We start from the raw sequence: 12,817 nt of genomic DNA, 5'->3' as shown, positions 1-12,817 counted from the left end.
AATCATGGTCCAGGCAATCGTCTTTCTGCCTCTGCTGGGCGCTATTCTGGCCGGCCTGATCGCGCTGTTCGGCGCGCATGCCCGCAACCCTTCGGGCGACACGGTCGAGCATCACGATGATCACGGTCATGGCGCGCACGCCCATGCGTCCGACACGATCACCGACGATGCGTCGGTCATTCACGAGACCCATCACGAGCCCGGCGACGGCCACGATGACCACCACGTCTCCGAGCCGCCCGCGGCGGGCTCGCGCGGCGCCGAGCTGATCACCACGGCGTTGCTGTTCGTGTCGGCGGCGCTGTCCTGGATGACGCTGGTCGATGTCGGCTTCATGCACCACGACATGCGCATTCCGCTGCTGCCGTGGATCCTCTCCGGCGATCTTCAGGTCTACTGGACGCTGCGGGTCGACACGCTCACCGCCGTGATGCTGGTGGTCGTGACCACCGTGTCCTCGCTCGTGCACCTCTATTCCATCGGCTACATGGACGAGGACCCGAACCGGCCGCGCTTTTTCGGCTATCTGTCGCTGTTCACCTTCGCCATGCTGATGCTGGTGACCGCCGACAACCTCGTGCAGCTGTTCTTCGGCTGGGAAGGCGTGGGTCTGGCGAGCTACCTCCTGATCGGTTTCTGGTACCAGAAGCCCTCGGCGAACGCCGCCGCCATCAAGGCCTTCGTGGTCAACCGCGTCGGCGATTTCGGCTTCGCGCTCGGCATCTTCGCGATCTTCCTGCTGGCCGGCTCGACCGATTTCGAGACCATCTTCCACGCTGCGCCAGGTCTCACCGGCAAGACCATCAACTTCCTCGGTTGGCACGCCGACGCGCTGACCCTGACCTGCCTGTTGCTGTTCATGGGCGCGATGGGCAAATCGGCGCAGTTCCTGCTGCACACCTGGTTGCCGGACGCGATGGAAGGCCCGACCCCGGTGTCGGCGCTGATCCACGCCGCGACCATGGTCACCGCCGGCGTCTTCATGGTGGCGCGCCTGTCGCCGCTGTTCGAGCTTGCGCCGAACGCGCAGGCCGTCGTGATGTTCTTCGGCGCCACCACGGCGTTCTTCGCGGCGACCATTGGCCTCGTCCAGAACGACATCAAGCGCATCGTCGCCTACTCGACCTGTTCGCAGCTCGGCTACATGTTCGTGGCGATGGGGGCAGGGGCCTATTCGGTCGGCATGTTCCATCTGTTCACGCACGCCTTCTTCAAGGCGCTGTTGTTCTTGGGCTCCGGCTCGGTGATCTACGCGATGCATCACGAGCAGGACATCCGCAACATGGGCGGCCTGTGGCGCAAGATCCCCTACACCTACGCGGTGATGGTGGTTGGCACGCTCGCGCTCACCGGCTTCCCGCTGACCGCCGGCTATTTCTCCAAGGACGCGATCATCGAGTCCGCCTACGCCTCGCACAATCCTTTCGCGATGTACGGCTTCCTGATGACGGTGGTCGCGGCCGGCCTGACCTCGTTCTACTCGTGGCGGTTGATCTTCAAGACCTTCCACGGCGAGCCGCATGACGATCACCATTACGAGGCCGCGCATGAAGCGCCGATCTGGATGCTGATCCCGATCGGTGTGCTCGCGGTCGGCTCCATCCTGGCCGGCTTCCCGTTCAAGGAGCTGTTCGCCGGTCACGGCATCGAGGAGTTCTTCCGCGAATCCGTGAAGATGAACCCGCACATCATCGAGGATATGCACCACATCCCCGAGACCATCGCCTTCCTGCCGACGGCGATGATGGTGCTGGGCTTCCTGGTGTCGTACCTGTTCTACATCCGCCGGCCCTATCTGCCGGTCGAGCTCGCGAACACGCAGCCGATGCTGTACAAGTTCCTGCTCAACAAATGGTACTTCGACGAGCTCTACGACATCATCTTCGTCCGTCCGGCGAAGTGGATTGGCTACCAGCTCTGGAAGAAGGGCGACGGCTTCATCATCGACGGCCTCGGTCCCGACGGCGTCTCTGCCCGGGTGTTGGACGTCACCCGCAACGTCGTGAAGATCCAGACCGGCTATCTCTACCACTACGCGTTCGCCATGCTGATCGGTGCCGCCGGCCTGATCACCTGGTTCATGTTCGGCTTTGGGGGCCAGTAAAATGACGACCTGGCCAATTCTATCCGTCACGACGTTCCTGCCGCTGGTCGGCGCGCTGATCGTCTATCTCAGCCGCGGCGATGACGAGGCTAGCAGGCGCAATTCGCGCTGGATCGCGCTGTGGACCACGCTGATCACCTTCGCGGTGTCGGTGATCCTGGTCATGCGGTTCGATGCGTCGAGCGCCGACTTCCAGTTCGTCGAGAAGGCGAACTGGCTCGCTACCGGCATCACCTACCACATGGGCGTGGACGGCATTTCGCTGCCGCTCGTGATCCTGACCACCGCCATCATGCCGTTCTGCATCATCGCGAGCTGGAAGGCGATCACCAACCGCGTCCGCGAATACATGATGGCGTTCCTGATCCTGGAAACGCTGATGATCGGCACCTTTTCGGCGCTCGATCTCGTGCTGTTCTACCTGTTCTTCGAAGGCGGCCTGATCCCGATGTTCCTGATCATCGGCGTCTGGGGCGGTCCGCGCCGGGTCTATGCGTCCTTCAAGTTCTTCCTCTACACGCTGCTCGGCTCGGTCCTGATGCTGCTCGCCATCATGGCGCTGTACTGGAACGGCGGCACCACCGACATCCCGACCCTGATGCACACCGCCGTGCCGCGCAGCTTGCAGACCTGGGCGTGGCTTGCCTTCTTCGCCTCGTTCGCGGTGAAGATGCCGATGTGGCCGGTGCACACCTGGCTCCCCGACGCCCACGTCGAGGCGCCTACCGCAGGCTCGGTGGTGCTGGCTGCGATCATGTTGAAGATGGGCGGCTACGGCTTCCTGCGTTTCTCGCTGCCGATGTTCCCGCTGGCCTCGCACGACTTCGCGCCGCTGATGTTCACGCTCTCGGCCATCGCCATCATCTACACCTCGCTGGTGGCGCTGATGCAGGAGGACATGAAGAAGCTGATCGCGTACTCCTCGGTGGCGCATATGGGCTTCGTCACCATGGGCATCTTTGCCGGCACCATGCAGGGCGTCGCCGGCGGCGTGTTCCAGATGATCTCGCACGGCATCGTCTCCGGCGCGCTGTTCCTCTGCGTCGGCATCGTCTACGACCGCATGCACACTCGCGAGATCGCGGCCTATGGCGGCCTCGTCAACCGGATGCCGCTCTACGCGCTGACCTTCATGGTCTTCACCATGGCCAACGTCGGTCTGCCCGGCACCTCCGGCTTCGTCGGCGAGTTCATGACGCTGCTCGGCACCTTCAAGGTCTCGATCGCGACCGCGTTCTTCGCCACCTTCGGCGTGATCCTGTCGGCTTGCTATGCGCTCTGGCTCTACCGCAAGGTCGTGTTCGGGGCGCTGGTCAAGCCGTCGCTGGCGAGCATGAAGGATCTCACCTTCCGGGAGGGCCTGACGCTGTTCCCGCTGATCGCGCTGACGATCCTGTTCGGCATCTATCCGAAGCCGGTGCTCGACATGTCGGCGGCCTCGGTCCAGCAACTCGTCAACAATTACAACACCGCTGTGACGGCCGTGAAGGCCGCCGCACTGCTCCAGTGAGCGGGCAGGTCAGGAAATCGCCATGAGCTTTGAGACTGCAGGTTATCAACTGGCGCCGGTGCTGCCCGAGCTCGTGCTCGCGGTCGGGGCCATGGCACTCCTGATGCTCGGCGCCTATCGCGGGCAGGAGACCACCAAGACGGTCACGACGCTCGCGGTGCTGCTCCTGATCGTGGTCGGCGTGCTCGAATACATGTTGCCCGCGGGCAAGCACGTGACCTTCGGCGGTAGCTTCATCGTCGATGATTTTGCCCGCTTCATGAAAATCCTGGCCCTGATCGGCTCGGCCGTGACGCTGGTGCTGTCGACCGAGTTCCTGTCGGATCCATCGCGCCGCATCTTTGAATACGCGATCCTGGTGCTGCTCTCGACGCTCGGCATGATGGTGCTGATCTCGGCCGGCGACCTGATCTCGCTCTATCTCGGCCTCGAATTGATGTCGCTGGCGCTCTATGTCGTGGCGGCCTCGAACCGCGACAACGCCAAGTCGACCGAAGCCGGCCTGAAGTACTTCGTGCTCGGCGCGCTGTCCTCGGGCATGCTGCTCTACGGCTCCTCGCTGATCTATGGCTTCACCGGCACGGTGGCCTTCACCGGTATCGCGGCGGCCGCGACGATCTCGAATGTCGGCCTGGTGTTCGGCCTCGTTTTCCTGCTCGCCGGCCTCTGCTTCAAGGTTTCGGCGGTGCCGTTCCACATGTGGACGCCCGACGTCTACGAGGGCGCGCCGACGCCCGTGACAGCCTTCTTCGCCTCGGCCCCGAAAGTGGCCGCGCTCGCGGTCTTCACCCGCGTTACGCTGACCGCATTCCCGGGCATCGTCTCGCAGTGGCAGCAGATCCTGGTGTTCGTGGCGATCGCCTCGATGGCGCTGGGCTCGTTCGCCGCGATCGGGCAGAGCAACATCAAGCGCCTGATGGCCTATTCCTCGATCGGCCATATGGGCTTTGCCCTGGTCGGTCTTGCCGCCGGCACCGTGGAGGGCGCTCAGGGCGTCTTGATGTATATCGTGATCTATGTCGCGATGACGCTCGGCTCGTTCGCCATCATCCTGGCCATGAAGCGCAACGGTCAGCCGGTCGAGCAGATCAGCGATTTCGCAGGTCTCTCGCGCACCAATCCGCTGCTCGCCTTCATGTTCGCGATGCTGCTGTTCTCGCTCGCCGGCATTCCGCCGCTCGCCGGCTTCTTCGCCAAATGGTACGTCTTCGTCGCCGCCATCAAGGCGAATTTGTTCACGCTCGCTGTGATCGGCGTGCTGACCAGCGTGGTCGGCGCCTACTACTATCTCAGCATCGTCAAGACGATGTATTTCGACGAGCCGGCCGGGCAGGTCGATCCGGTGCGCGTCGAAGTCAAGACGGTGCTGGCGGTCGCGGGCCTGTTCAACATCCTGTTCGCCCTGTTTGCGGGCCCGGTGGTGAGCGTCGCCTCCGCCGCCGCCAAGTCGCTGTTTTAGGATGGCATTCGCGCTCGGTCCTCGTGCGGCGTCGGCGGGCTACAAGCTCGCAGCTTTCGAACGGACCGGCTCGACCAATACTGAGGCGATCGAGCACGCGAGGCGCGGCGAACGCGGCCCGATGTGGTTCGTGACCTCGGAGCAGACCGCCGGCCGTGGCCGCCGCCAGCGCGCCTGGATCGCGCCAAGGGGTAATCTTGCCGCCAGCGTGCTCGAAGTCCTCGACGTCGCCCCTTCCGTCGCCGCGACGATCGGCTTCGCGGCCGGGCTGGCCGAGGAGGCCGCGCTGGAGAAGGTCAGCCTGGAGGCGGCGCTGCGCCTCGGCGAGGGCCGTCCCCGCTACACCCTGAAATGGCCGAACGACGTGCTGGCCGGCGGCAAGAAGCTGGTCGGCATCGGCCTGGAGGCCGAAGCCATCGGCGAGCGTCTTGCCATTGTTGGCGGCATCGGCACCAACGTCGTCGCCGCGCCCGAGGGTACGCCCACGCCGGCGGTGTCACTGGCCGCGCTCGGCGTCCAGATCAGCGCGGAGGAGTTGTTCTCGGCGCTCTCGGACGCCTGGGTGGAATTCCGCGGTATCTGGGACAATGGCCGCGGCTTTGCCGACATTCGCAAATTGTGGCTGGAGCGCGCCGCCGGCCTCGGCGAGCGGGTCGCGATCCACACGGGAGTGATGACGCTGGAAGGCATTTTTGACACGATCGACGACACCGGCTGCCTGATCGTCCGCACCGCGGAGGGTCGGCGCGTGCCGGTGGCCGCGGGCGAGGTGTTCTTCGGCACGGCCGCCTCCGTGGGAGCTGCGTGATGGCGAAGCCTGAAGAACTGGTATTTGCCCCGCTCGGCGGGGTCGGCGAGATCGGCATGAATTTGTCGATCTACGGCCTCGGCAACCGCCAGCAGCGTGCCTGGCTGGCGATCGATCTCGGCGTCTCCTTCGGCGACGAGGAGCATCTGCCGGGCATCGACCTGATCATGCCCGACATCAGCTTCCTGGAGAAGGAACGCAAGAACCTGATGGGGCTGGTGCTGACTCACGCCCATGAGGACCATTTCGGCGCCATCATCGACCTGTGGCCGAAGCTGAAATGCCCGATCTACGCGACCCAGTTCAGCGCCGCGCTGTTCGAGGCCAAGTGCGCCGCCGAGCGCAATGCGCCGAAGATCCCGGTGACGGTGGTGCCGTCAGGCGGGCGCGTCGATATCGGCCCGTTCAACGTCGAGTTCATCCCGGTCGCGCATTCGATTCCGGAGTCGCATGCGCTGGCGATTCACACCGATGTCGGCACGGTGCTTCACACCGGCGACTGGAAGATCGATCCGACCCCGATCATCGGCCGCCCGACCGACGAAAAGCGGCTGCGCGAGCTCGGCGATGCGGGCCTGCTCGCCCTGATCGGCGATTCCACCAACGCCGTGCGCGACGGCCGCTCACCGTCGGAAGCCGAGGTCGCCAAATCCATCACCGAGCTCGTCAAGGCCGCCAAGGGCCGCGTCGCGGTCACGACCTTTGCCTCCAACGTCGCGCGCCTCAAGGCGGTCGCCATCGCTGCGAAGGCCGCCGACCGTGAGGTCGTCGTGGTCGGCCGCGCCATGGAGCGCGTGGTGCAGGTCGCGCGCGAGACCGGCTATCTCGACGGCGTGCAGAGCTTCCGCTCCCCCGACGTCTACGGTCATCTGCCGCAGGACAAGGTGCTGGCGCTCTGCACCGGCAGCCAGGGCGAGCCCCGTGCCGCGCTGGCGCGCATCGCCAATGACGACCATCCCGAGATCACGCTCAACCGCGGCGACAGCGTGATCTTCTCCTCGCGCACCATTCCCGGCAACGAGAAGGCGGTCGGCGCGATCATCAATGGCCTGGTGTTGCAGGGCGTGGAGGTCATCACCGACCGCGACCAGCTGGTCCATGTCTCCGGTCATCCCCGCCGCGACGAATTGCGCGACATGATCGCCTGGACCAGGCCGCAGCTCCTGATCCCGGTCCATGGCGAGGCCCTGCACCTGAACGAGCACGCCAAGCTCGCGCGTGCCGCCGGCGTGCCGCGCGTGCTGGTCTGCCGCAACGGCGATCTCGTCAAGCTCGGCCCCGGCGATCCCGGCATCATTGGGCAAGTGCCTGCAGGCCGTCTCTACAAGGACGGCACGATTCTGGAGGACTCCAAGTCCCGCGCGGTGGTCGAGCGGCGTCGCATGGCCTTCTCCGGCTGCGCCTTTGTCGCCATCGCCATGACGGAGCAGGGCGAGCTTGCCGACGATCCCGCGGTCGAACTCGTCGGCATCCCCGAGAAGAACAAAGCGGGCGAGCCCTTCGACGACATCGTCTTCGACGCCGTGGTCTCCACTGTCGAGGGCCTGCCGAAGGCGCGCCGTCGCGACGCGGATGCGCTGGCGGAGTCGGTGCGACGCGCTGTCCGTTCCGTGATCAACGAACATTGGGGCAAAAAGCCCCCCTGTCTGGTACACGTCCTGACAGTGTAACGGGAGAAGAAACATGCTGGGCCGGCTCAACCATGTCGCGATCGCGACCAAGGACGCCGTCAAGGCCGCCAAAATCTATGGCGCCGCGTTCGGGGCCCAGATCTCGGAGGCCGTCGCGCTACCCGAGCATGGCGTCACCACCGTGTTCGCGACGCTGCCCAACACCAAGATCGAGTTCATCGAGCCGCTCGGCGAGGCCTCGCCGATCGCTAAGTTTCTCGATCGCAACGCCGACGGCGGCATCCACCACGTCTGCTACGAGGTGGTCGACATCATCGCCTCGCGCGACACGCTGGTGAAGGAGGGCGCAAGGGTGCTCGGCGACGGCGTGCCGAAGATCGGCGCCCACGGCAAGCCGGTGCTGTTCCTGCACCCGAAGGATTTTTCCGGGGCGCTGGTCGAAATCGAGCAGGCATAGGCCGAAGCCATGGCCATCCAGATCTCAACCGCAATCGCGATCTACTTCGTCATCTGGTGGGTCGCGCTGTTCCTGACGCTGCCGTTCGGCGTGCGCAGCCAGCACGAGGACGGCGTCGGAGTGCCGGGCAGCGACCCCGGCGCGCCGATCCTGACGCGAATGAGGAGCAAGCTGATCTGGACCACGATCATCTCGGCGATCATCTACGCCATCGCCATGGTCGCCTATCACGCCGGCTATCTCTCGATCGAACGCCTGTCGAAATTGATGGGCATGCCGTTCTAGGAATTTTTGGTTGGCTTTGTTGGGGGACCAATGACTTTTCAGCGGATCGTCGTCGCGCTTCTGGTGCTGATCGTCGCCGGCCTCGGTGCCATCGGCTATTTCGAGTGGAAGATGGCCGTGCAGGTGCGCACCCTGAAGGCGTTCGTCGAGGGCTACGTCTTCAACGAGGCCGTCATCGCCTGCGAGCAGGCCAAGAGCTCGACACCGTTCAAATGGAACGGCGGCAAGAGCACCTCGGTGATCGGCCTGAACTCGGTCAAGACAGACAAATACACCGTCAGCGCCAGCTACACGCTGGTGGCGGACAGCGTCTATTGTGATTACGATCCGATCAAAAGAAAGGCCGAGATCGGCTCGAGCTTCCTGGAGCGGGAGTAACGATCCGGCCCATACAGGAGCATGATCCGGAAAAGTGTGAAGCGGTTTTCCGACAAGATCATGCTCAAATAACAATGGGATGGGATCGTCATGACCGGAGACCGGGCAGGGGATTATCGGATTCTGCATGAGGCTGACTTGCGGGATTATCTCGCAGGGGTTCCGGACCTCGCAGGGACGCTCGGTGGCGAGCCGGCCTCCTGGTCGATCACCGAAGTCGGCGACGGCAATCTCAATCTCGTTTTCATTGTCAAGGGCGGCCGTGGCGGCGTCGCCGTGAAGCAGGCGCTGCCCTATGTCCGCCTCGTCGGCGAGAGCTGGCCGCTGCCGCTGTCCCGCGCTCATTACGAATATCTCGCTTTGTCGCGGCAGGCCGAGCTCGCGCCCGGCCTCGTGCCGGCGCTGCTGCATCATAACGAGGCCCTGGCGCTGACGGTGATGGAACTGCTCGAGCCCCACATCATCATGCGCAAGGGGATGGTTGCGGGGGCGCGATATCCGCGCTTTGCCGATGACATCACCACCTTCATGGCGCGGACATTGTTCTTCACCTCCGACCTCGCGTTGTCGGCGGCCGAGAAGAAGCAGGGCATCGCCGCCTTCGCCGGCAACCATGCGCTGTGCAAGATCACCGAGGATCTGATCTTCACCGATCCCTACCGCATCGCCGAGCAGAACCGCTGGACCGCGCCATATCTCGATGCGCTCGCCGCAGAGCTGCGCGAGGATATGGACCTGCATGTCGCGATCTCCCGGCTGAAGCTGAAGTTCATGGCCAGCCCCGAGGCGCTGCTCCACGGCGACCTTCACACCGGCTCGATCATGGTCACGGTCGGCGAGACGAGGGTGATCGACCCCGAATTTGCATTCTACGGCCCGATGGGTTTCGATGTTGGCGCCGTGCTGGCCAATCTGCTGATGGCCTATTTCGCCTCCGCGGGTCACGAGCGCTCGCCGGGCGAACGGGCGGCGTTTGAAACGTGGGTGCTCGAGGCGGTCGAAAAGGTCTGGAGCGAGTTCGCGCGCAAGTTCCTCGATCTCTGGCGCGCCGGAGCGACTGGCGACGCCTATCCTGTCTCACTCTTTGCCGGCGAGAAGGGGGCCGCGCGGCTGGAGACGGAACGGCAGGCCTACATGCAGCGGCTGTTCACTGACACCGTGGGCTTTGCCGCGGCGAAAACCATCCGCCGCATCTTCGGTCTCGCCCACAACATCGACTTCGAGCTGATCGAGGATCCGAAGCAGCGCGCGGTCAGCGAAGCCCGCGCGGTGCGATTGGCGCGTACGACGATGGTCGAGGCAGCGGCGTTTCGGACCATCGCCGAGGTCACCGGCGCCGCGCGAAAGCTGCGGGATTGGCAGCCGGAATTATCGAACTGAGGTCGTCGCGCAATGACGCGGTGAGGGCACATCAATAGAGCCGCACCGGGAGCAGGACGCCGTCCGTGCCTGCCAGCAGACCCCAGGTCTCGTTGGCCGCAAGCACGAACTCCCTGCTCTGGACCGTGCCGTCCTCGACCTTGAGGATGACCTTGTACTTGCCGGGCGGCACATCGATCTTTTGGCTGTCCGGCAGTTGGCCTGCGATACAGTCGGAGCTCGCCAACTTTTCGCCGGCATGCGCCGCCAGCTTGATCGTCTGCTCGGCGACGGTGATGACCGCCGCTTCATCCGTCTTGTTGCCGAGCATCAGCCTCACTTGCCCCGGCTCGGGCAGAAGGCCGTCAGTTGCGTGGCCGGATTTGCGCCTCGACAGCTCGGCGATTGTCTTGTCATCCTGACGGGAGAGCCGGAGCAGGGTCGGTCCGCGGGCCGTCGTGAAGGCGATCTCCGCCCGGTCCGAGGCGACCACCGCACCGTCTTGCTCCGTCCAGCCGCGCTTGCCGAGTACGTCGCGATAGAAGCCGAGCACAGAAGCGAGATCGCGCGGCGTCTCCGCGTAGACCGACGTGATCAGCGGCGAATTTTTCGCGGTCGCAAGGGCCCAGCCGTCGGGCAGCGGCAGGCCGGTACCCTCGGAGAGCTTGGCCTCGAAACTCACGCCTACGCGCCGCGCGAGCGTCCCGACGGGGATGCTGAGCAGTCGCTCGACGAAATTATTCGCCGTCTCATGGCTCCGGACCGCCCACCATGCCTGGTCGACATCGTCGTCCTGATCGGAGGTGCTGCTCCAGCCAATCCGGATGCTGTCTACCTCGCTGTTCCGGCCAAGGCTTGCGGCGACCGGGCTCGCCAGCAGAGCCATGGTGGCGACCAGGCCGCCGGCAAGCAAAACACCTAACGTTCGGCTTTTCATCTGTCGGATTCCCACGTTCGCGAGATCACCGGGCTATGGCCCTTGTCCTGATCTTGGTCGCATCGATTGGGGATCACGTTCACGGCGTGTAGATCGCTGTTTCCGCTCTGATTCCCACCGGGTTGAGGATTTTGCCGCAATGCACGACCTCATCTTGAGGGCTCGGCCCTGGGGCGATCACTCAAGGATGGGCTGCAAGGAACTGCGGCATCCAAGACGAAAAGAGAAGCTTGCGTTCGACGTGCGCTGAATGGTCAACTCGCCGGACTGGAATACGCCTGCGTTGCCGGAGGGGACCATGATGTTGAGAAGAGTGGCGATCGTCGCGGGTTTGGCACTGGCACTCGCCGCCTCAGCAGAGGCCCAGACCCCGCGCAAGGGCGGAACCATCCGCATGACCGCGCCTTATGGCTCGAGCTTCACCAGCCTGGACATTCATACGACGCAGCGCGCCCAGGACGAGATCTACGCCAAGGCCCTGCACCGGTCGCTCTACATCTGGAATTCCGCGGAAGGCAAGCCGGTTCTGGAGCTCGCCAAGGAGGACGTCGTCTCGGGCGGCGGCCTCGTTCACACCTTCAAGCTGCGCGACGACGCCTATTTCCACAACGGCCGCAAGATGACGGCCGACGACGTCATCTGGACCTACAACCGCATCATGGACGGCACCAAGGCCTATCCCGGCGCGCGCTATGTCCGCGTGATCGAGGGCGCTGCCGCGGTCGAGAAGGGCCAGGCCAAGGAGATCTCCGGCCTCAAGAAAATCGACGACTTTACGATCGAGATGAAGCTGACCGAGAAAGTCGATCCGGGCTTCTATTTCTGGAACGCGATCACATCGATCTATCCCGCCGACGAAGCCGCCAAGGAGAGCTTTCTCCAGAAGCCGATCGGCCTTGGACCTTTCAAATTCGTCGAGCACGTGCCGGGATCGCGCATCGTTCTGGAGCGGTGGGACCGGTTCTACAGGCCCGGCAAACCCTACGCCGACAAGATCATCGTGTCGGTCATGGGCGAGGCCGCGGCCCGCGATGTCGCCTTCCGCAACAAGGAGATCGACACCTCCGTGCTGGGACCGGCGCAATATGTCGCCTATCAGAACGACGCCGACCTCAAGGGCACCGTCGTCGAAGTCGCCGAGGTCTTCACCCGCTACATGGGGATGAATCCAACGTTCAAGCCGTTTGCCGACAAGCGGGTCCGGCAGGCGATCAACTACGCGATCGACACCGACCTGATCATCAACAAGCTGGTCAAGGGCAAGGCCTACCGCGCCACCAGCTGGCTGCCGCTGACCTCGCCAGCCTACGACAAGTCCATGAAGCCCTACGCCTTTGATCCCGCCAAGGCCAAGCAGCTGCTCGCCGACGCCGGCTATCCCTCGGGCTTCGAATTCGAATGGACCACCAGCCAGAACGAGAGCTGGGGCCTGCCGATCGTCTCGGCCGTGATCCCGATGCTGGACAGGGTGGGCATCAAGGCGAAGGTCAAGCAGGTCGAGACCGCGGTGCTGGCGGAGGTGGTTCGCAGCGGCGACTACCAGGCCTTCATCTATTCCCAGGCGAGCGGCCCTGATCCGCAGGCTGCCCTCAAATGCTTCCACTCGGCGACGCCGCAACCCGCCTGCAACTACATGAACTTCAAGAATGCCGAGTTCGACAAGCTGATCGACGAGGCCGGGCAGGCGGACGATCCGGCCAAGCGCACCCAGCTGCTGCGAAAGGCCAATGCGCTGCTCTACGAAGAGGCGCCGGTCTGGTTCTTCAACTACAACAAGGCGGTCATGGCGGTGCAGCCGTGGCTCAAGGGAATTCAGCTGAACGCCACGGAACTCACCCATCAGAACGTCGAAGACCTCTGGGTCGACGAGACCTCGCCCGCGAAGTGAT

11 protein-coding genes are annotated in these 12,817 nt (G+C 64.1%); 10 read left to right on the top strand and 1 reads right to left on the bottom strand.

What is annotated here, in order from left to right; all coding sequences use genetic code 11:
* The first annotated feature begins 4 nt into the window (after nt 1–4).
* The 9 genes from nuoL (at nt 5) to mtnK (ending at nt 10,012) form a co-directional block, all read left to right on the top strand.
* Nucleotides 5–2,104 (top strand): NADH-quinone oxidoreductase subunit L, encoded by a 2,100-nt coding sequence (gene nuoL / locus AC0L3C_RS06360; protein ID WP_473279170.1) that lies wholly within the window; start codon nt 5–7, stop codon nt 2,102–2,104.
* A gap of 1 nt (nt 2,105) precedes the next feature.
* Nucleotides 2,106–3,614 (top strand): NADH-quinone oxidoreductase subunit M, encoded by a 1,509-nt coding sequence (locus AC0L3C_RS06355; RefSeq protein ID WP_473407463.1) that lies wholly within the window; start codon nt 2,106–2,108, stop codon nt 3,612–3,614.
* A 22-nt stretch (nt 3,615–3,636) separates the two neighbouring features.
* Nucleotides 3,637–5,073, top strand: a complete 1,437-nt coding sequence (nuoN, locus tag AC0L3C_RS06350; RefSeq protein ID WP_007610975.1) for an NADH-quinone oxidoreductase subunit NuoN — start codon at nt 3,637–3,639, stop codon at nt 5,071–5,073.
* Between the two features lies 1 nt (nt 5,074).
* The gene (locus tag AC0L3C_RS06345; protein WP_473407462.1) at nt 5,075–5,881 is read left to right on the top strand and encodes a biotin--[acetyl-CoA-carboxylase] ligase; all 807 of its coding nucleotides are present in this window, start codon (nt 5,075–5,077) and stop codon (nt 5,879–5,881) included.
* Nucleotides 5,881–7,551 (top strand): ribonuclease J, encoded by a 1,671-nt coding sequence (locus AC0L3C_RS06340; RefSeq protein ID WP_473407461.1) that lies wholly within the window; start codon nt 5,881–5,883, stop codon nt 7,549–7,551. The genes AC0L3C_RS06345 and AC0L3C_RS06340 overlap by 1 nt, the downstream gene beginning before the upstream one ends.
* Before the next feature lie 13 nt (nt 7,552–7,564).
* Nucleotides 7,565–7,969 carry a methylmalonyl-CoA epimerase gene (mce, locus tag AC0L3C_RS06335; protein ID WP_007603572.1) on the top strand — a complete coding sequence of 135 codons (405 nt, stop codon included), beginning with the start codon at nt 7,565–7,567 and terminating at the stop codon, nt 7,967–7,969.
* Nucleotides 7,970–7,978: 9 nt separating this feature from the next.
* Nucleotides 7,979–8,254 (top strand): DUF1467 family protein, encoded by a 276-nt coding sequence (locus AC0L3C_RS06330; protein ID WP_473259891.1) that lies wholly within the window; start codon nt 7,979–7,981, stop codon nt 8,252–8,254.
* A gap of 30 nt (nt 8,255–8,284) precedes the next feature.
* The gene (locus AC0L3C_RS06325; RefSeq protein ID WP_275171304.1) at nt 8,285–8,632 is read left to right on the top strand and encodes a hypothetical protein; all 348 of its coding nucleotides are present in this window, start codon (nt 8,285–8,287) and stop codon (nt 8,630–8,632) included.
* Nucleotides 8,633–8,722: 90 nt separating this feature from the next.
* Nucleotides 8,723–10,012, top strand: a complete 1,290-nt coding sequence (gene mtnK, locus AC0L3C_RS06320; protein ID WP_473407460.1) for an S-methyl-5-thioribose kinase — start codon at nt 8,723–8,725, stop codon at nt 10,010–10,012.
* 31 nt (nt 10,013–10,043) lie between these two features.
* On the opposite strand, the gene AC0L3C_RS06315 is transcribed toward mtnK, so the two are convergent.
* Nucleotides 10,044–10,928 (bottom strand): hypothetical protein, encoded by an 885-nt coding sequence (locus AC0L3C_RS06315; protein WP_473407459.1) that lies wholly within the window; start codon nt 10,926–10,928, stop codon nt 10,044–10,046.
* Nucleotides 10,929–11,226: 298 nt separating this feature from the next.
* On the opposite strand from AC0L3C_RS06315, the gene AC0L3C_RS06310 reads away from it, so the two are divergent.
* A complete protein-coding gene (locus AC0L3C_RS06310; RefSeq protein ID WP_473407458.1) occupies nt 11,227–12,816 on the top strand; it encodes an ABC transporter substrate-binding protein in 1,590 nt (529 codons plus the stop codon).
* Nucleotide 12,817 lies beyond the last annotated feature (1 nt).

This window comes from Bradyrhizobium sp. WSM4872 (genome assembly GCF_055811715.1).
Note: the sequence above shows the minus strand (reverse complement) of the source record. Positions and strands in the feature narration are given on the sequence as shown.

Excerpts from the sequence above, each read along its gene's own strand:
- nuoL (WP_473279170.1), top strand. The coding sequence starts at position 5 with ATGGTCCAGGCAATCGTCTTTCTGCCTCTGCTGGGCGCTATTCTGGCC.
- AC0L3C_RS06355 (WP_473407463.1), top strand. The coding sequence starts at position 2,106 with ATGACGACCTGGCCAATTCTATCCGTCACGACGTTCCTGCCGCTGGTC.
- nuoN (WP_007610975.1), top strand. The coding sequence starts at position 3,637 with ATGAGCTTTGAGACTGCAGGTTATCAACTGGCGCCGGTGCTGCCCGAG.
- AC0L3C_RS06345 (WP_473407462.1), top strand. The coding sequence starts at position 5,075 with ATGGCATTCGCGCTCGGTCCTCGTGCGGCGTCGGCGGGCTACAAGCTC.
- AC0L3C_RS06340 (WP_473407461.1), top strand. The coding sequence starts at position 5,881 with ATGGCGAAGCCTGAAGAACTGGTATTTGCCCCGCTCGGCGGGGTCGGC.
- mce (WP_007603572.1), top strand. The coding sequence starts at position 7,565 with ATGCTGGGCCGGCTCAACCATGTCGCGATCGCGACCAAGGACGCCGTC.
- AC0L3C_RS06330 (WP_473259891.1), top strand. The coding sequence starts at position 7,979 with ATGGCCATCCAGATCTCAACCGCAATCGCGATCTACTTCGTCATCTGG.
- AC0L3C_RS06325 (WP_275171304.1), top strand. The coding sequence starts at position 8,285 with ATGACTTTTCAGCGGATCGTCGTCGCGCTTCTGGTGCTGATCGTCGCC.
- mtnK (WP_473407460.1), top strand. The coding sequence starts at position 8,723 with ATGACCGGAGACCGGGCAGGGGATTATCGGATTCTGCATGAGGCTGAC.
- AC0L3C_RS06315 (WP_473407459.1), bottom strand. The coding sequence starts at position 10,928 with ATGAAAAGCCGAACGTTAGGTGTTTTGCTTGCCGGCGGCCTGGTCGCC.
- AC0L3C_RS06310 (WP_473407458.1), top strand. The coding sequence starts at position 11,227 with ATGATGTTGAGAAGAGTGGCGATCGTCGCGGGTTTGGCACTGGCACTC.